General features: G+C 63.8%; 20 protein-coding genes and 1 tRNA gene. 5 read left to right on the top strand and 16 right to left on the bottom strand.

Features of this window, described 5'->3' with window-relative positions:
- Positions 1 to 130 precede the first annotated feature (130 nt).
- From WBP07_RS18270 to WBP07_RS18255, 4 genes are all read left to right on the top strand, one after another.
- Positions 131 to 1,057, top strand: coding sequence for an SDR family NAD(P)-dependent oxidoreductase (locus WBP07_RS18270; RefSeq protein ID WP_395393157.1), 927 nt, complete (start codon positions 131 to 133; stop codon positions 1,055 to 1,057).
- A 101-nt stretch (positions 1,058 to 1,158) separates the two neighbouring features.
- Positions 1,159 to 2,988 carry a flavin-containing monooxygenase gene (locus WBP07_RS18265; protein WP_395393155.1) on the top strand — a complete coding sequence of 610 codons (1,830 nt, stop codon included), beginning with the start codon at positions 1,159 to 1,161 and terminating at the stop codon, positions 2,986 to 2,988.
- A gap of 308 nt (positions 2,989 to 3,296) precedes the next feature.
- Complete coding sequence (locus WBP07_RS18260; RefSeq protein ID WP_395393153.1) at positions 3,297 to 3,884, top strand: DoxX family protein; 588 nt, start codon at positions 3,297 to 3,299, stop codon at positions 3,882 to 3,884.
- A 73-nt stretch (positions 3,885 to 3,957) separates the two neighbouring features.
- The gene (locus WBP07_RS18255) at positions 3,958 to 4,449 is read left to right on the top strand and encodes a nuclear transport factor 2 family protein (RefSeq protein ID WP_395393151.1); all 492 of its coding nucleotides are present in this window, start codon (positions 3,958 to 3,960) and stop codon (positions 4,447 to 4,449) included.
- An 11-nt stretch (positions 4,450 to 4,460) separates the two neighbouring features.
- Here WBP07_RS18255 and WBP07_RS18250 read toward each other — a convergent pair whose 3' ends face one another.
- On the bottom strand, positions 4,461 to 5,147 hold the full coding sequence (locus WBP07_RS18250) for a pentapeptide repeat-containing protein (RefSeq protein ID WP_395393149.1): 687 nt from the start codon (positions 5,145 to 5,147) through the stop codon (positions 4,461 to 4,463).
- A gap of 51 nt (positions 5,148 to 5,198) precedes the next feature.
- A complete protein-coding gene (locus tag WBP07_RS18245) occupies positions 5,199 to 7,358 on the bottom strand; it encodes a transglycosylase domain-containing protein (protein WP_395395831.1) in 2,160 nt (719 codons plus the stop codon).
- Positions 7,359 to 7,515: 157 nt separating this feature from the next.
- Here WBP07_RS18245 and WBP07_RS18240 point away from each other — a divergent pair.
- Positions 7,516 to 7,591, top strand: a tRNA-Val gene (locus WBP07_RS18240).
- A 20-nt stretch (positions 7,592 to 7,611) separates the two neighbouring features.
- On the opposite strand, the gene WBP07_RS18235 is transcribed toward WBP07_RS18240, so the two are convergent.
- The 14 genes from WBP07_RS18235 to WBP07_RS18170 form a co-directional block, all read right to left on the bottom strand.
- On the bottom strand, positions 7,612 to 8,820 hold the full coding sequence (locus tag WBP07_RS18235; protein WP_395393147.1) for a tyrosine-type recombinase/integrase: 1,209 nt from the start codon (positions 8,818 to 8,820) through the stop codon (positions 7,612 to 7,614).
- Positions 8,821 to 8,956: 136 nt separating this feature from the next.
- Positions 8,957 to 9,262 carry a hypothetical protein gene (locus WBP07_RS18230; RefSeq protein WP_395393144.1) on the bottom strand — a complete coding sequence of 102 codons (306 nt, stop codon included), beginning with the start codon at positions 9,260 to 9,262 and terminating at the stop codon, positions 8,957 to 8,959.
- On the bottom strand, positions 9,259 to 9,492 hold the full coding sequence (locus tag WBP07_RS18225) for a hypothetical protein (RefSeq protein WP_395393142.1): 234 nt from the start codon (positions 9,490 to 9,492) through the stop codon (positions 9,259 to 9,261). The genes WBP07_RS18230 and WBP07_RS18225 overlap by 4 nt, the downstream gene beginning before the upstream one ends.
- On the bottom strand, positions 9,489 to 11,369 hold the full coding sequence (locus tag WBP07_RS18220; RefSeq protein ID WP_395393139.1) for a DNA cytosine methyltransferase: 1,881 nt from the start codon (positions 11,367 to 11,369) through the stop codon (positions 9,489 to 9,491). Before WBP07_RS18220 ends, WBP07_RS18225 begins: the two co-directional genes overlap by 4 nt.
- Positions 11,369 to 11,740: a hypothetical protein gene (locus tag WBP07_RS18215; protein ID WP_395393137.1), complete on the bottom strand. Its 372-nt coding sequence runs from the start codon at positions 11,738 to 11,740 to the stop codon at positions 11,369 to 11,371. The genes WBP07_RS18220 and WBP07_RS18215 overlap by 1 nt, the downstream gene beginning before the upstream one ends.
- The gene (locus WBP07_RS18210; protein WP_395393135.1) at positions 11,737 to 12,288 is read right to left on the bottom strand and encodes a hypothetical protein; all 552 of its coding nucleotides are present in this window, start codon (positions 12,286 to 12,288) and stop codon (positions 11,737 to 11,739) included. The genes WBP07_RS18215 and WBP07_RS18210 overlap by 4 nt, the downstream gene beginning before the upstream one ends.
- Positions 12,289 to 12,606: 318 nt before the next feature.
- Complete coding sequence (locus tag WBP07_RS18205; RefSeq protein WP_395393133.1) at positions 12,607 to 12,885, bottom strand: hypothetical protein; 279 nt, start codon at positions 12,883 to 12,885, stop codon at positions 12,607 to 12,609.
- Positions 12,882 to 13,295 carry a hypothetical protein gene (locus WBP07_RS18200; protein ID WP_395393131.1) on the bottom strand — a complete coding sequence of 138 codons (414 nt, stop codon included), beginning with the start codon at positions 13,293 to 13,295 and terminating at the stop codon, positions 12,882 to 12,884. The genes WBP07_RS18205 and WBP07_RS18200 overlap by 4 nt, the downstream gene beginning before the upstream one ends.
- Positions 13,292 to 13,693 (bottom strand): recombination protein NinB, encoded by a 402-nt coding sequence (locus WBP07_RS18195; RefSeq protein ID WP_395393129.1) that lies wholly within the window; start codon positions 13,691 to 13,693, stop codon positions 13,292 to 13,294. Before WBP07_RS18195 ends, WBP07_RS18200 begins: the two co-directional genes overlap by 4 nt.
- The gene (locus WBP07_RS18190; protein WP_395393127.1) at positions 13,686 to 14,039 is read right to left on the bottom strand and encodes a putative HNHc nuclease; all 354 of its coding nucleotides are present in this window, start codon (positions 14,037 to 14,039) and stop codon (positions 13,686 to 13,688) included. Before WBP07_RS18190 ends, WBP07_RS18195 begins: the two co-directional genes overlap by 8 nt.
- Positions 14,039 to 14,650 carry a single-stranded DNA-binding protein gene (gene ssb / locus WBP07_RS18185; protein WP_395393125.1) on the bottom strand — a complete coding sequence of 204 codons (612 nt, stop codon included), beginning with the start codon at positions 14,648 to 14,650 and terminating at the stop codon, positions 14,039 to 14,041. Before ssb ends, WBP07_RS18190 begins: the two co-directional genes overlap by 1 nt.
- Before the next feature lie 10 nt (positions 14,651 to 14,660).
- On the bottom strand, positions 14,661 to 15,167 hold the full coding sequence (locus WBP07_RS18180) for an HNH endonuclease (RefSeq protein ID WP_395393123.1): 507 nt from the start codon (positions 15,165 to 15,167) through the stop codon (positions 14,661 to 14,663).
- Between the two features lie 2 nt (positions 15,168 to 15,169).
- Entirely contained in the window at positions 15,170 to 16,171 is a 1,002-nt protein-coding gene (locus WBP07_RS18175; protein WP_395393122.1) for a hypothetical protein, read from the bottom strand.
- Complete coding sequence (locus WBP07_RS18170) at positions 16,171 to 17,652, bottom strand: hypothetical protein (protein ID WP_395393121.1); 1,482 nt, start codon at positions 17,650 to 17,652, stop codon at positions 16,171 to 16,173. Before WBP07_RS18170 ends, WBP07_RS18175 begins: the two co-directional genes overlap by 1 nt.
- Positions 17,653 to 17,655: the final 3 nt, after the last annotated feature.

The raw sequence follows: 17,655 nt of genomic DNA, 5'->3' as shown, positions 1-17,655 counted from the left end.
GGACATGCACTATCGCCCCGGCGACGTTCGCGCGGCTTTGTTCGATTGCCCCGGCTGGCTGCGTGCGCATATTCGACCGTCAGACGGAAAAGAGACCGCTTCGTTTTGCGGCCAACCCGGAGAGTTTACCATGGAAGAGATGCGTTTTGACGGCCGGGTGGCCGTGATCACCGGAGCTGGCCGCGGGCTGGGCCGGGCCTATGCCCTGCTGCTGGCCGAACGCGGCGCCAAGGTGGTGGTGAACGATCTGGGCGGCGCGATCCGGGGCGATCTCGATGCGCCCGGCGCGGACGTCAGCGTGGCGCAGCAAGTGGTCAACGAGATCGTGGCGGCGGGCGGCGAAGCCATCGCCAACACCGATTCCGTCGCCACGCCGGAGGGCGGCAAGGCCATCGTGCAGGCCGCGCTCGACCAGTGGGGCCGGATCGACGTGCTGGTCCACAATGCCGGCAACGTCCGCTACGGTTCGATCCGCGATCTTTCCAGCGCGGACCTTCATGCCGTGCTCGACGTTCACCTGCTGGGCGCTTTCCATGTGGTGCAGGCGGCGTTCGGGCCAATGTGCGATGCCGGATATGGCCGCATCGTGCTGACTAGCTCGGTCGGCGGCCTCTACGGCAATGAGAACTGCGTGAACTACGGCATCTCGAAATCGGCGATGCTGGGGCTTTCCAACATCACTGCCCTCGAAGGCGAGGCGCACAACGTGAAGTGCAACGTGATCGTGCCCGGCGCGGTGACGCGCATGGCCGAGGGGCTGGACATCTCGCAGTACCCGCCGATGGAGCCCGAACTGGTGGCCCCGGTGGTCGGTTGGCTGGCGCATGAGCAGTGCCCGGTGACGGGTGAACTGATCGCCTCGATGGCGGGCCGCGTGGCGCGCATGTTCGTGGCCGAAACGCGCGGCGTCTACCGCTCGCACTGGACGATCGAGGACGTCGCCGCCGCGTCCGATGCCTTCCACGACAAGAGCGAACTGATCGATTTCGGGCTGCACGGGCATGTCGATCACATTGGCTATTCGTTCAAGATGGCGACCGCAGGTGCGGACGCTTAATGAACAACACTGTTGACAACTAACTCACCGCTGCGCCAGATTCGGCGGTGAGAGGGCGACCGGAGCAGAGTCGCCGCCAAGAGGATGCCCATTCGATGGAAATGACCTGCCTCAAGTCCGACGTGCCTTCGCCCGAGGAACTCGACATCCCGGCGCTCAAGGCCAAGTATCGTCAGGAGCGCGACAAGCGCATGCGGCGCGAGGGCGGCGAGCAGTACGTGCGGCCGACTGACGATTTTTCCGATAACTACGCCCACGATCCGTTCACCCCGGTGGCGGAGCGTGAGGCGCTGGTCGAGGATATCGACGTTGCCATCCTGGGTGCTGGTTTCTCGGGCATTCTGGCGGGCTATCACCTGCACAAGCAGGGCGTTTCCAACGTCCGCAACATCGACCATGCTGGCGGTTTCGGCGGCGTCTGGTACTGGAACCGCTATCCCGGCGTGCAGTGCGACAACGACGCCTACTGCTACCTGCCGCTGCTCGAAGAAACGGGCTTCATGCCCAGCAAGAAGTTCTCCGACGGCTGGGAAATCCAGCAGTACTGCCAGGACATGGCCGAGCGCTTCGACCTGGCCGACAAGGCGTTGTTCCACACGCTGGTCACCGGCATCCGCTGGGACGAGAGCATCAAGCGCTGGCATGTGACCACCAATCGCGGCGACGACATCCGCGCCCGCTTCGTCGTCATGGCGGGCGGAGTGATGAACATGCCCAAGCTGCCCGGCATCCCCGGCATCCACGATTTCAAGGGCAAGATGTTCCACACCAGCCGGTGGGAGCATGACTATACCGGCGGTTCGTGGACCGCGCCGGAGCTGGAAAAGCTGCGCGACAAGCGCGTCGCCATCATCGGCACCGGCGCCACCTCGGTCCAGGCGGTGCCCTACCTCGCCAAGTACGCCAAGCACCTCTACGTGCTGCAGCGCACGCCCTCGAACATCGACGAGCGGCCCAATCCGCCGACCGATGCCGAGTGGGCCGCCTCGCTCCAGCCCGGCTGGCAGCAGGAGCGCATGGCGAATTTCCACCGCGCCGCGCAGCAGTTCTTCATCCCCGGCGAGCCCGACCTGATCTGCGACATCTGGACCGAGATCAGCCGCAACCTTGCCATCGAACTGGGTGAGGAAGGCTGGCCCGCGCTGGAACCGCTGGAGTTCATGGACCGCCGCGAAGTCGTGGACTTCCAGGTGATGGAACGCCTGCGCCGCCGCGTGGATTCGATCGTCGAGGACAAGGATACGGCGGAGAAGTTGAAGCCGTACTTCCGCTTCATGTGCAAGCGGCCGCTGTCCAACAACGACTACTACCCCGCGTTCAACCAGCCCAACGTCACGCTGATCGACGTTTCGGCGACTCAGGGCGTGGAACGGATGACCGAGAAGGGCTTCGTGGCCGACGGCGTGGAGCACGAAGTCGACCTGGTGATCTTCGCCAGCGGTTTCGAAGTGACCAGCGACCTCAAGCGTCGCTGGGGCATCGACACGGTGGAAGGACGCGGCGGCAAGTCGATCTACGACCACTGGACCAACGGGGCGAGCACGTTCCACGGCGTGATCACCGACGACTTCCCCGCGATGTTCTACATGGGCTACATCCAGGGCGCGACGAACTCCTCCACCACCGAGCAGTTCGGGCGCCAGGCGGAACACATCGCCTTCATGATCGGCGAAACCAAGCGCCGGGGCGCCAGCACGGTTTCCGCCACCAGGGAAGGCGTCGAAGGCTACTGCGCGCACTGCAAGACGAACGAGGTCGACATGTCCGGCTTCCAGAACGATTGCACGCCCAGCTACTTCAACAACGAAGGCGACAAGGAACTGAAGTGGGCGCTGTTCCGTGGCTATCTGCCCGGCTGGGACGCCTTCCGCGACATGCTGGGCGACTGGCGCAAGAGCGACACGCATGACGGCGTGAAGTTCGAAGCGTGAAGTTCGAAGCCTGAGGTTTGGGCCTGATGTTCTGAGCTGTTTGAAAATGCCCATCCGGGCATTTTCATGCGGCACCGGCCCACTCCCGTCCCGAAGAACACGAGAAGGTCCGGGGGACCTTCTCGCTGAGGGGGCCGACCTCCCACTAGTGTATCCTGATGGGAGGTCGGGTGGGGGAGTGGGCCGGTGCCGCCAAAAATCCGCGCGCAGCGGATTTTCAAACCCACCGACGAACTAACCCCTCGGGAACAAACCGGCCCCACATCCGCTACTCCCGGCAGGTAGAAAGACCTGTCGGGAGAGCAGACATGTCCAAGATCGCCGCCATCATCGGGCGATTCCTGATCGCCATCATCTTCATCGTTTCCGGCGCGTCCAAGCTGATGGACGTATCCGCCACCGAAACCCTGATCGTCGCCGCCGGGCTGCCTGCCGGGCTGGCCATTCCCACCGGGCTGTTCGAACTGATCACCGGCCTGTGCCTTGCCGCCGGCTTCATGGTGCGGCTGGTCTCGGTGCTATTGATCGGCTTCGTCGCGCTGACGATCCTGTTCTTCCATCACCAGTTCACCGATCCGATGCAGCAGATCATGGCGCTGAAGAACGTCGCGATCATGGGCGGCCTGTGCCTGGCCTTCGCGCATAGCCAGATGTGGAACCACTACTACGCGATCGCCAGCGAGCGGCGCGGCGAGCTTGCCGCCCGCGATGCGGATGCGCGGGTGCGCGAGGCCGAACTGCGCGCCGCCCGGGCAGAGGCGCGCGCGGACGCGCTGGCCGGAACCCACGTCCCCGTGGAGCATGTGACCACCGAGACCGTCCCCGCCGCCGCCCTGTCGGACTACGACCGCGGCGCCATCCCGATCACGCGCCGCCGCCGCCTGTTCGACTGGTAATATCGCTTGACGCGCCTCTCTCGCCGGGGAACCCTTGGCCTGAAGTAACGAAACACGGCGGGAGAGGCCGGAAATGACCAACGAAGACGTGCTGGCGCGCGAGGGGATTCGCGACGTGATAGCCCGCTACAACATCGCCGGCGACCGGCTGCGGATCGACGATTTCGCCGCCTGCTTCACCCATGATGCGATACTGGAAAGCGACCGCGTTCCTGAAGACCGCGCCTTCCGCTTCGTCGGCCGCGACGCGATCCGCGATTGGCAGACCCAGTGGAGAGACCGCGCCGCATCGGGCACCCCCGTCCACGAAGCGAACTTCGTGCGTCACCACCTCACCACTTCTCAGATTGACCTGGTCACGCGCGACAATGCCACCGCCCGCACCTATTGGCAGGCGTGGACCCGCATCGGCCCCGATCACGCCGGCTATTATCTGGACGATCTGCGCCGCGTGAACGGCCACTGGCTGATCGCCCACCGCCGCGTGCGCATGGACTGGGAGGCGGAGGAAAGCCTGTTCAAGCCCGCCATCGCGCGAACCCGCGACTTGCGCGGGCAAGCCTAGAGCATCTGCCTTTAGACTACTCTCAGCCCCAGTTCGGATAGCACCTGCCCCGCCTGTTCGCGTGAGATAGTGGCGCCACGAAAGCGGCTGGCATCCTCCAGCCGCACCCCGCCCAGATCGGCGCCGCGCAGATCGGCCCCGTCGAACCGCGCGCCGTCCAGCACCGCTTCGCGAAGGCTGCATTCCTCGAACAGGGCTTGCCGGAAGTCGCAATTGCGCACGTCCGCCTGCGAAAGATCGACGCGCAGCAACGTCGCCCTGCGGAACGACCGTCCGGTCAGCTTGGCGCTGACCAGCAACGTCTCCTCGAACGCCAGGTCGACCGCCCTCACTTCGGACAAGTCCGCGCCGGTCAGCCGGCACCGTTCGAACCGCGCGCCTTCCAGCGTGCTGCGCTTGAACGAGGCATTGTTGAAATCGCTGGCGACGAACACCGCATCGCCCAGATCCGCGCCAGAGAAATCCGCGAAAGCGGCCTTGCATCCCTGCCAGCGGGTTCCTTCCAACGTGGCGCGGTTCAGATCGATGCGCCGCAAGCTGCACTGTTCGAAAGTCCAGCCGGAAAGGTCCAGCCGCGACAGGTCCAGATCCTCAACCTCACAGTCGATCAGGGTCTGCGGCGTGCCGAGCAGGCCCCGAATCCGTTCGGCATCAAGCGTCTGCTGGCGAATGGCGCGGTCGGCGAAAAGGTCGTCCATCTCCGGTTGGTAGCCGAGCCGCGCGTGCGAAACCAGTCACGCCGGTCGCGATCAATTGGCCTTGGGCGTCGATCCTGTCGCCGGTGCGGCGGGCGGTTGATCACCCAACCGCTGCCCGTTGATCTGAAGCCCCTTCTGGTCAAGCTTCAGTTCCAGCGGCACGCCGTTGATCTGGCCGTTCAGCGTCGCCGCGTTGTTCTCCACCTTCACGTCACCCACGCTGACGTCGGGCGTGACGCCGCTGGGCAAGCCGGTCGGCAGTGCGGTCGGGATATCGCCGATATCGGGCACGTCGAGCGGCTGGATCGGCCCACTCGGGTTCGGGCTCGGCTTTGAGGATGGGGCCGGAATGCCGCCTTCGCGCAGCGCCTCGCGCATGAAGCCGCGCCAGATCTTCGCCGGGATCGACCCGCCGGATACGCCCTTCAGCGGCTTGTTATCGTCGTTGCCGACCCAGACGCCCACCACGTAGTCACCCGCATAGCCCACGAACAGCGCATCGCGGTTTTCCTGGCTGGTGCCGGTCTTGCCGAAGTTGGCTGCCTTCAGCATCGCGCCGCGTCCGGTGCCCTTGTTGACGACGGCGCGCAGCAGCGTCTCGATATTCTCGTGCTCGCTGCTGGACATCGAGTGGCGGCCATCGAACAGCCAGTCGAACCAGCCCTCTTCCGGCACCGGAAACGCGCGCGGCTCCACCGGGAAGCGGTTGGCGGCCACGCCGGCATAGGCAGCGGTCAGTTCCATCAGCGACATCGTGGAGGTGCCCAGCGCCAGGCTGGGATCGCCCTGCGGCATCGGCGAAGTGACGCCGAGGCGGTGGGCCATGTCGATCACTGCGGTATCGCCCACTTTCTGGAACAGGCGCACGGCGGCGACATTGCTGGAGCGCGCGAAGGCATCTTCCAGCGTGATCGTCTGCGAATAGTTTCCGCCGGCATTCTGCGGGCGGTAATAGCCGGTTTCGATCGGGGTGTTCTCGATCGTGTCCGTCGGCTTCCAGCCCTTGTCCAGCGCGGCCAGGTAGACGAACAGCTTGAAGGTGGAGCCCGGCTGGCGGCGCGCCTGCGTCACGCGGTTGAAGGTCGAAGCGGCATAGTCACGCCCACCCACCATCGCCACGACCTCACCATTGCGGCGCATCGCCACCAGCGCGACTTGCGCGGAGCCCAGCCCGGACGATTCGATGGCTCGGCGCGCGGCGGCCTGAAGCCGCGAATCGAGCGTGGTGCGGTAGGTCTGCGCCGCGTAGCTTGCCTCGTCGATCATGCGCGCCTGCGGCAGTGCCCAGTCGGCGAAATAGGTGCCGGTGGGCAGCTCGTTCTGCACGCGCACGTCCAGCCGAGGTGGGCGAATCGCCTTGGCTTGTGCAGGCGTGAGGAAATTCGCCTCGACCATCGACTGGACCACCAGCTTCATGCGGTCGGCAGCGCCGTCGTAATTGCTGGTGGGGGCAAGGCGCGACGGCGCCTTCATCAGCCCGGCCAGCATCGCCGCCTGCGCCGGCGTCAGGCTTTCCGGCTTGCGGTGGAAATAGTGCATCGCGGCGGCGCGCAGGCCGTAGCAATTGTCGCCGAAATAGGCGTTGGACAGATAGCGTTCGAGGATCTGGTCCTTGGTCAGCCACGCCTCCAGCCAGAACGCGATCAGCATCTCGCGCGCCTTGCGGGTCAGGCTGCGTTCGGAACTGAGGAAGGTGAACTTGGCCAGCTGCTGGGTGATCGTGCTGCCGCCCTGCGTGCTGCCGCCGGACACATTGCTCCACATGGCGCGGGCGATGCCGCGCGGGTCGATGCCCCAGTGGGTGTAGAAGCGGCGGTCCTCGATGGCGATGAAGGCCTGCGGGACGTGGATCGGCAGCGTCTTGATCTCCACCGGCGCGTCCACGATCGCCCCGTTGCGCGCGATCGGCGTGCCGTCCGCCGCCAACAGGGTGATCTGCGGCGGGGAGATCGGCTGGAGCGACTTGGACAGCGGCGCGGTCACCGCCAGCCATCCGATCAGCAGGAAAAACGCCAGCAGCAGCGCGGCGATCCCGCGCGTGATCCACCACAGCCGCGTGCGCCGCTTGCGCGCAGGCACCTGCGAATCGAGCGGTGCCCCGGGAATCGCGCCGGGAGTCGCACCCGCACCGTGACCGGGCTGGTTGGGCAAGACTTCCGGGGCCAGAATCGGGTTCTTGGCGGCGGAAGGCAGAGGCTGAAGGTTATCCATCGTCAGCGCGTCGCTATACTTCGTGCGCGGGCCGACGAAAAGCGCCCTGCACACGGCCTGCCGCATCGAATTGTGGGGATTACTTCTCAGCCCGCCCCCCTTGACCACGGCGGCAAACCCGCTAAATGCGGCCCTCCAGACGCGCTGCGGCGTGCTTGGGCGATTAGCTCAGTTGGTAGAGCATCTCGTTTACACCGAGAGGGTCAGCGGTTCGAGCCCGTTATCGCCCACCATTCTTAAACGCGCAGAAAACTTAGCTTTTTCGCGCTTTCAACTCAACCAAAATCTTGTTGTTGTCGCCCGTGATGGTCAGAGAATGGCCAGAGCGCCATTTGGCCGCCTCGCGCTCAACCTCACTCCATAGTTTGGTCAGAACGCGAATCGCTGTCCGCATCTTCTTCGGGTTGATGTGAGCGTAGATCTCGCTGGTGCGCTCCAGCGTATCATCCTCAGACTTGTGCCCGAGTATGGCGCTGATCTGCTCGCCCGGCACCTCATGGTCCCGCAGGTAAGTGCTCACCGTGTGCCGAATCGTTTTCGGGATCGCCTTCTCTGGCAGATTCAGCATCCTGCGCGCGGTGCCCCACCATTTCTTGCGAGACTTCACCCTTTCGCCATCGGGCCAATTGGCAAGGAACAGCTGCAGGGGCTCGATAACCGGCACGATCGGGTTTCGCTTGTTCGTAAGCGAGGCTCCCTCCGGATGCATGTCAGCAACATTCCCGAGCCATTGCTTCGCCGGATCGAACGCAAGGCCGGCATCGGGCCGAACGGCGGTGCCGATCATCAGCCATAGCCACGCCTGCACGTCCGGCTCATGGTCGGCAAAGGCCACCACTGCGCCGAGTTGCTGGACGGTGAGCGTAAGACGGCGAGGCTTCGATCTCAGCTTTTTGTCCACCGCGGGAATCTTGGGTGCCTGCGGGATGCGCTTTTCCGCTTCCGCATGGTTCAGGGCGGCGCGCAGGTCTTCGATGTTCCGCTGGACCGCCTCGCCAGTCACACCCTTGCTGGTGTGCCGGTACTGCTTACCATCCCACATGATGTCCCACGAGTGTGGCGCCATGCGCCAGCGGCGGAAACGCGCTACCACATTCTTGGTCAGATCGCCCACCCGCGCGCCGGTTGTCAGCTCGTCCTGCATCAGGAATCCGATCCACGCGCGGAATGACGACTTCACAGTGTCGAGGCGGTGAACGTCCGGCCCATGCTCGCGCAGGTAGTGGAACAGGTGAGGCAGGAGTTCGGCCTCTGTCGTCTCCTGCCTGGTCGTCGATCGCTGATTCGCCTCAAAGGCGCGAAGGACGTTGCCTGCTTCGGTTACATCCCTGCGCTTAGTGCTTCGATAGACAACGGTGCCCGCGCGGGCCGTGGCAATTTGCCAGATTTCCGGGGACTTGCCGTCGCGGCGCTTGTCGAGCCAATAGTCACCGACGATGAGGGGGCTGTTTTCGCGGGGCATAGTTCGTTCGCTTCAATCTTCGCTATGAGTTCGAGCACGCCATATCCGGCAAGCTCCTGGAGTTGTTCGAGGGTGAATGATGCGCCGGTCTGATTCCGCAGCGCTCGGCGGTATTTCGACGCGATGCTGTGTGCCGTCATTCCGACTTCTCCATTTTCTTGATGACCCGATGCTGCCGAGCATATCGGGGTGAGACGATCTTCCCGTTGAGGGCGCGATACGTGAGTGATCCTCCCTCAATCCAATCCATCGGCAGCTCGAAGAACCCGCCGTTGATCCAGGGCTCGAGGTGCTCGGGGTGATCAGCGAGATAGGAGATCAGGTGACCGGCGGTTTCCATGGCGCCAACGCCAGCCTCATTCGCAAACCCTGCCGAGCGCTTCGCCACCAGTTCGATGAACCGCGCCGGGGTCCAGTCCGCCAAGCGTTCTTCCATGCTCATGAGCGTTCCGCCTGTTCGATGGTGACAGCCTCGCACCGACCGCCCGGCCGGATGACGATGCTCTCGATTGCGTAGAAGTTCGGGCCGGCCTCAACGATCTCGTGCAGGTCCGCGATCTCCTCGAAGGAAACCATGCGTACCTCGTTGCCCGCGTCGCGCCGGTAGGTGATGTGTGCCACCCACCGGTAGAGCGTGATGGGCTGGACCGCGCTGCTGGTGATCTGGGTCATGCTGCCTGCGCCTCCCGCTCCGCGATCTCGTCGGCCATGTTGGCGCGCACCAGCGCCTCGGAGAGTGGCGGGCAGACGCTATTGCCGCACTTGGCGACCTGGGCAGTCTTCGTGATCGGCTTGCCGTGGGCGTCGAACTCGATCTTGTAATCAGCCGGGAAGCCCTGCGCGTTGAAAAGCTCGCGCGGGCTGAGCATCCGCATGCCGATATCGACGATGACGTATTCTTCGCCCTCAATCATCACCGTGACGAGACCGTACCGATCCTTGGTCGTCACGGTATGTAGGGGCTCGCCCAACTGCGGATCTTGATCGGTCCCGTAGTATTTGAGCAGAAAGGCGCGGACCTCGCCCATGTGGGTGCCGCCGGCGCTGACTGTGTGCAGCGGCTCATCTACACCTTGGCCGTCCCGACAGGTGCCGCGCAGCTTCACGAGGTTGGAGGTCACGAGGCGCTGCTGGCTGCCGGACGTGGCCACCGTCGAGAGCGGAGCGTCCGCAGGTCGCCCGGCAAGGTTCTCGTTGTTCGGCCCACCATTGGCCTGCTCAACATGGGCACAGATCACCGCGTGACGCGGCGCGCCAGCCATGACGGTATGCAGAGGGTCGGCCGGGTCATAGCCCTGCCCGTTCTGCGCGAACTTCTGCATGAATGCGGTCACGGCATGGTGCTTCGTCCCGCCAGCTACGACTGTGCCGAGCGGCGCCTGTACGTCCATGGCACGGGGCGCCTGCCCCTGCCGCTCACCGTTGCCGATGTGGACCAGGTGTGCGGTAGCGACGCAATTCTGATCCTTGTTCGACGCGGTGACGGTGTGGTGCGGGTCTTCCAGCGAGCGGTTCGCGCCGCCTTGCTGGGCATAGGTAGCAAAGGGGGCAGCGGCGACCTCGACCACGCCCAGCGGCACGCTGCCGCCCGGTCGCTTGATGAAGCTGTTCGCCGTCACCGTGTGCAGCGGTTCATCGGCAGCATGGCCAATCGCGCCGGAGCGGAACTTCGTCACGTGAGGCATGATGATCGCGTGCTCGCCCCGATTCGCGCCCGTCACGGTCGCCATGGGCTGGTCAACCGATGCGCCGCGCGCGCCGCGCTGGTGATGGGTCAAGGGCACGATGAACGGCGCGGGGTTGTTGACCACGAACTTCATGATGCCGTGCGCGATGCGGCGCAGGGTCTTGTCGGCCAGTGGCTTCTTGCGCTCGAAGATGGACGGGCACGGGATCGACCAGTCGATAATCTCGGCTGCCGTGCGCCACGGCTTGCGCTTCCCGCTCAGCACCTCGGGCGAGCCCGGCTTACCATGCGTCGGCTTGGGCCAAACGATAGGCTTGCCGTCGCAGCGGGCGATCATGAAGAAGCGCTTGCGAATGGTCGGCGCGCCATAGTCGCAGGCCCGCAGCTCCTTCCACTGGATCTTGTATCCGGCCTTGCGTAACTCACGCTGCCACTTCTCGAACGTCTCGCCAGCCCGCTCCTTGATCGGCATGCCTTGATCGCAGAGCGGCCCCCAGGTGCGGAACTCTTCGACGTTCTCCAGCAGGATCAGCGAAGGGCGCACACGCTGGGCCCAGAGCACCACGACCCATGCAAGGTCGCGAATGGACTTCTCGCGCGGCTTCCCGCCCTTCGCCTTGCTGAAGTGCTTGCAGTCGGGCGAGAACCAGGCGAGGTCGACGGGCTGGCCGCCGGTCACTTCCTTCGGGTCGATCTGCCAAATGTTGTTGCGGATGTGCAATGTGCCGGGGTGATTGACCTCGTGCATGCGGATCGCTTCTTCATCGTGGTTGATGGCGATGTCCACGGCGCGGCCGAGGGCGGCTTCGATACCGGTGCTGGCTCCGCCGCCACCGGCGAAGTTGTCGACGATGAGGCCCATTATGCCATTGCTCCACGGATGCATTCGCGAGCCCTGATGTTCTCGCAGATGTGATTGTACTTCTCTCGGGTGATGAGGCCGGAGTGCTCAAGCTGGGAGGCGGCGGTGAGGTCGTCAGTGTGACGCTCGGCAAGCAGGGTTTCCACGTCACTGAGCCGCACAAGACGCTCGGCTTCCGCCGGTCCGGTGGACCAGTGGTAAGCAATAGCATCGCGCTCCCGCAGGCCCTCGATCGGGTGGTCCGGTTCCTGGATCATCCAGTGGTAGGCCGCGACCGGAATTCCGTTCCAATACTCGCGATCGATCTTCCGAACGATGCCGCGACCCATGTCCTTTTCGTCCTGGGTCACCTCCACGGTGAAGGTCTTCATGCGGAGTCTCCGGGGATAGTCTGGGCGAATGCCTGCGGCACCGCGCTCTCGTGAACCGAGCCGGTTCCCGTCTCGGCCCTGCGGGCTTCGATCGCTTTCGCGGGGCGAGCGTAGAGCGGGGTTTCGGCCCAATGTTTCGGCACCTTGTCCCAGCGCGTTGCGGAAAGGGCGACAACCGGCTTGGGCGGCGCGGTGCATTCCATTTTCGGTTCGTACTGCACCGTGTAGATATACAACCACGCCACCGGCTCCGCGGGCGATCCCGCAAGCAACGGCGTGAAATCACCGCCGGTCACGTTCAGGTGCTCGCCCTCATCCCAGCTTCCGATGAGATATCCGGCCCACCTATAGGCTCCCGGCGCAAGGTGCTCGGGCGCACAAGTGGCGAAAGTGTCCTCCCACCAATGCTCGATGTCGAACTGGTTCCAGTCCTCAGAATGCCCGAGGACCATCACCTCTTTGTTGTGAGTGACAGCGATATCGAACCACGACATGTCCGGCTCTGCCTCAATGGCTTCCGGCGTATGCTCAGTGCGGGTGTCGGTCATGCGGCTTTCCTCGCCATCTTTTCGAGACGAAGCGCCGCCTGAGCTGCCAGCATGTGCGGCGGCCATTCATCGTGCGGCATGTCGTCGTAGAGTTGTGTGAAGCAGGGCGCGCAGTCCCAGCGATCCAAATGGGCGACATACCAGTCGCGGACCTGTACGCACTGTACGCAGGTGGCATAGCTGTCTGGACGGCTATCCCAGATACCGCTGACGTAGTTGTACCTCTCGCCTGCAATGATCCACGCTGAGCATTCACAGCACCGATGCGGCTTTCGGGCCGTCCGCCAGCTTTCCGAGAAAGCCTGAGGAACTTCACAATCACACATTGTCCTTCCCCTCCTCGATCTGAGAGGGGGCGGAGGGGAGGTAATGCGTCGGATCGAACCGAAACATGCCGTCGGCGCAGACGAAACCAGCGTTGCAGGCCCAGCTATCGCCATCCCACTCACCATAGACCGGGAATATGGTCTCGACCTTCTGCGAGCTGGGATCGAGAAGATGGGCCACACGGATGCGCTGATCCTTGGGCGCGTCGGCAATCGGAAGCCATCCAGCTTCCTTCATGCCCGCAGCGATATCGGAGGTGGTGGTGCTCATGCTGCCTTCACCTTGCTGTTGCGTTGGAATTCGCCGAACGTCAGGCTGTCGTTGACGTCGCTGATGGAAAGCCACTTGGAATACCGGGCCTTCGCGCGGGTGGTGGCGATCACCTCCATCTCGTACCCTGCGTAGGACACGAGCCAGCGCCGATGCTTGTCGCCGATGGCCTTGAGGTGCGCGGCAAGCGCAGCCCGGCCTTCACCGGTGACTAAGAAGTACTCCCCTTCGCCATCCTTGCCGTCGCCAAGCCAGAACGGGGACGCCGCCATATCGCGACGCAGGTCGGTGTCGCCGATCACGTAGAAGTAATTGCGGTAGGACTCCGCCATTGGATCGACCGGACGGCCCAGCGCGTGGTCGATGTGGTCCATCGCCTTGTCTTTGAGGTAGCGGTTCACCTGCGTCATGCGGCGTGCCTTTCAGCGGGTTCGCTCCAAACGACGCCATGCTCGGCGCCGAAGGCGTACATGCTTTCGATCATGTCACTCATCTGGGCGACGGTGAGGCGGGAGGAACGGAAGCCGGTGTTCACGACACCATCGCCGTCGAGCGAAGGAACCCAGTTGGCCTGGTGGCCCATCGCGTCGAGGAACAGGCACTTCCAGATCTCGGGCTTGAGGTTGCGGCCCATCGGCTTTGCCCGGCTGATATCGGACAGCATGGCGTGCATCTTCGCGTTCTGGTCCAGCGAGCGGGTCGCCTCGCGGATGTTGAGCACGGCCCGCTCCGGCGCGCGATCGATCAACTGATGTGCGAGGCGCCGAACTTGGTCATTCGCGAGAATGAGGGTCTGACCATTAGCCATTGTTGCGCTCCCTCTTTGCTTGGCGGATTTCTGCGGCCTTGGGGCTCTCGGTGGAGAACTCAGCGGCCAGCGCGTGCAGGTCGATGCCATGCTTCCGCGCGAACGGGCCTTCGCCGATCCGGTGCTGCTCGCCGTGGTGGTCGCGGCACAGGCTGACCGTGAACCAGTCTGACGGCTTGCGACCCATTCCCGCGTCGGAGCCCGAGCGAACATGCGCGACCTCGATCGGCATGCTCTGGCAGCCGGGCACGCAGCACTGATGCGACCTGACGAAGTTGCAGTGGGCTGCCGAGCGCCAGCGCTCAGAACGGTTGCGCTCCTTCGGAATCCGACGCGGGAGCGCCATCACCAGATGCTCCGGTCGGTGATGAACGGGATATCGTCGTCGAGGTCGTCCCCGAAGCCGCCGTCATTGTGCCAGTTGTCGGCCGACGACCCACGGCTGCCATCGCCGCCGTCCTGCCAGCCACCGCGCGCCGAAGAGTAGACCTCCTTGTCGCCCTGCTGCTTGCCCCAGTTTCCGCCGGAGCGCTGGCCGCCGCGTTCGTTCCCGTCGCGCTGGCCATTGCCGCGATGCTGCTGGCGGCCGCCCTGCCCCTCGCCGCCGCTGTTGGCGCCGTCGAGCATGATGAGCTTGGCCTCGTAGCCATTCAGCACGATCTCGGTGGCGTAGCGGTCGCTGCCGTCCTGCGCCTGATACTTGCGCGTCGACATCTTGCCGGCGACGAAGACCTTGCTGCCGCGACGCAAAAAGCGCTCCGCAACGCCGATGAGACCTTCGTTGAAAATCGCAATGCTAATCCACTCAGTTTTTTCCTTTGGATTGCCCTCGCGATCCTTCCACTTTTCGGTGCAGGCTATCCGGAAATTAGCGACACGACCGCCATTCTGGAACGAACGCACTTCTACATCCGCGCCAAGGTTACCAATGAATGAGCATGAGTTCAGAGAAGACATGGAATAACCCTTAAATATGCGTCCATCGCTCGCGGCGAACAACCTTGCCAACCAGCGCGCGACTGATTCCAAAAGTATCTGCTATTTGAGATTGCCGGTGACCGATGTCGTACAGGCGCCGAATTTCCAGCGCTTGTTTGGCATCTATCTTTGCCATTGGATGGCGATCACCCTTCCGGTCGGAATTGCGACCTCTCGCAACCATATCGCGCATGTTCTCGGATGCCGTTCCGACTTCGAGGTGGAGCGGATTCACGCAAGACGGCGTGTCACACTTGTGCCGGATCACCTGATCCGACTGTGTGAGGCCGTAAACATACGAGTAGATCCAGCGATGCGCACGAATGGTTGTCTGTCGAACTTTGAAGTGGCCGTAGCCCTGTTCATTCGTGCCACCATGCCAAATCCAACAATCGCCAGCGCACTCGGGGATGGTGACGAACCCCATGAAACGGCAGAAGTCAGCGACCTTCCCTCGCGGGGAGGTGATGTCGTATTTTTCGGGGCTCGCCAACATGATCAGACCACCTGCTCGGAGCGAATGTTGAAGCCTGGAATTCCGCGAACTCGGGTCGCCTCAATGCGGGCGTCACGGGTCGCCCAGCGCTGAATCAGCCCATGGAATTCAGCCATGAACTCGGGGTTCTGCTTGTAGTGGCCATATGCGAGCGCGTAGCTGTTCGGGGCGTCGATCAGATCGGCGTGGTAGATGGTGCGCAGGGTCATTGCCCGTTGCCCCTCGCCAGCATCGACACGGACCTTTTCCTTCGAGACCACCTCGGCCTCGCGCAGCAGGGCCTTGGCTCCCGCCAGCGCGTCCTCTGCGCGGTCCATGACGGCAAGGTCAGTGGTTTCCTTCGCCTCGGTGCGGAGTGCCATGGCCTCCTGCGCAGCGGCGAACGCAGCATCGGCAGCAGCCTTCTCGCGCTGCTTCCGCTCATCATCGAGCTTCTGGAGCCATGCGCCCGACAGCCTGCCGGTTGCCGCGATGGCCTTGGTGAGCGAACCCGCAGGGATCGTCTTCATGCCAGCCTTGGCGGTATAGCCGTTCTGCCACTTGGCGATCTCGTTGACCGCTTCGTTTAGGGGGCGCTTTTCATCGTCGGCCTGCTTGTTGACCAGACCAGCGACTTCCTGAAGTGAGCGGTGCAGAGTGCCGACCTTGGCCGCCTGCCCTTCGTTCTCAATCGCGACACCGTCAGCCCAGTTGGCAGCCTCGGTCAGCAGATCGTCGGCATGCGCCTCGATGGCGGCACGGCCTTCCAGCTTCGGCGCGGGGGTTTCCTCGGGAGGGTTGTTCCCGCCAATCACCGCGCGCGGGTTCGCATCGTCACCGCCTGCCAGCGCCTTCGCTTCGGCCTCGGCGGAAAGCTTATCGACATGCGCCTGCAGGGCGTCGATCTCGGCCTTCCGTTCCGGCTCGTTGCGGATCAGCTTATTCACCGCGTTTTTTGCATACGAGAGCGGCATATCGGCAATAACCTTTTCGCCGCTGCTCGACTTGTAGATGGTGGTAGTCATCAGGCGGATTCCTTCTGGAACAGGGCCTTGAAGCGCTCGCCGTAGTGGCCGAACGCAGCGGTCAGCACGGTTTCGAGCGGCAGTTCGTTGGCTTCGGGGTCAAGGCCGGCCTCAGCCATGCCGTGGCGGGTGCCCTCTTCGCAGGCGCCGGTGATGAGGCGAAATTCCTCAATCATGACGGTGCCGCGCGATTTGATCTCATCGACCAGTTCGCCCTCGTCGAAGTCGTGCTCCATCACCTTGAAGCGGAGATCGCGCATCGCCTGCTCGACGGTCGAACCGTGGGCGAAATGCTTGCCCTGGTGCGCGACGTAGCAGGTCTTGAGGTCGGCCAGTTCGCCACCGCCGAAGTATGCGGCGCTGTAGAGCGTGACTTCGCCAACCATCCGCTCGGAGCGGATCAGCATGGTAAAGCCGTCGACATGCTTCAGGCGGATGCGCTGGCCGCGATACGTCTGGTATTCGTCGGTCAGGCTGCCCAGGTAGACGTTGCCGCCGTTCGAGAACGTGGTGCCCTCGGGAAGCGTGGTCAGGCTGCGCAGGTAGACGTAGCCGCCGTTCGAGAACGTGGTGCCCTCGGGAAGCGTGGTCAGGCTGCGCAGGTAGACGTTGCCGCCGTTCGAGAACGTGGTGCCCTCGGGAAGCGTGGTCAGGCTGTCCAGGTCGACGTAGCCGCCGTTCGAGAACGTGGTGCCCTCGGGAAGCGTGGTCAGGCTGCGCAGGTCGACGTAGCCGCCGTTCGAGAACGTGGTGCCCTCGGGAAGCGTGGTCAGGCTGCGCAGGTAGACGTTGCCGCCGTTCGAGAACGTGGTGCCCTCGGGAAGCGTGGTCAGGCTGCGCAGGTCGACGTAGCCGCCGTTCGAGAACGTGGTGCCCTCGGGAAGCGTGGTCAGGCTGCGCAGGTCGACGTAGCCGCCGTTCGAGAACGTGGTGCCCTCGGGAAGCGTGGTCAGGCTGCGCAGGTAGACGTTGCCGCCGTTCGAGAACGTGGTGCCCTCGGGAAGCGTGGTCAGGCTGCGCAGGTCGACGTAGCCGCCGTTCGAGAACGTGGTGCCCTCGGGAAGCGTGGTCAGGCTGTCCAGGTAGACGTTGCCGCCGTTCGAGAACGTGGTGCCCTCGGGAAGCGTGGTCAGGCTGCCCAGGTAGACGTAGCCGCCGTTCGAGAACGTGGTGCCCTCGGGAAGCGTGGTCAGGCTGTCCAGGTAGACGTTGCCGCCGTTCGAGAACGTGGTGCCCTCGGGAAGCGTGGTCAGGCTGCGCAGGTAGACGTTGCCGCCGTTCGAGAACGTGGTGCCCTCGGGAAGCGTGGTCAGGCTGTCCAGGTAGACGTTGCCGCCGTTCGAGAACGTGGTGCCCTCGGGAAGCGTGGTCAGGCTGTCCAGGTAGACGTTATGAAAGCTCTTCACCTCCACGCCGTTTTCGGTGACTTCGTAGACGTAGCCCTTGCGATCCAGCAGGGCGCAGAATTCGTCGCGGTTCATCGC

This window comes from Novosphingobium oxfordense, from assembly GCF_044029435.1.
In the GTDB taxonomy this organism is placed as follows: Bacteria; Pseudomonadota; Alphaproteobacteria; order Sphingomonadales; family Sphingomonadaceae; genus Novosphingobium.
Note: the sequence above shows the minus strand (reverse complement) of the source record. Positions and strands in the feature narration are given on the sequence as shown.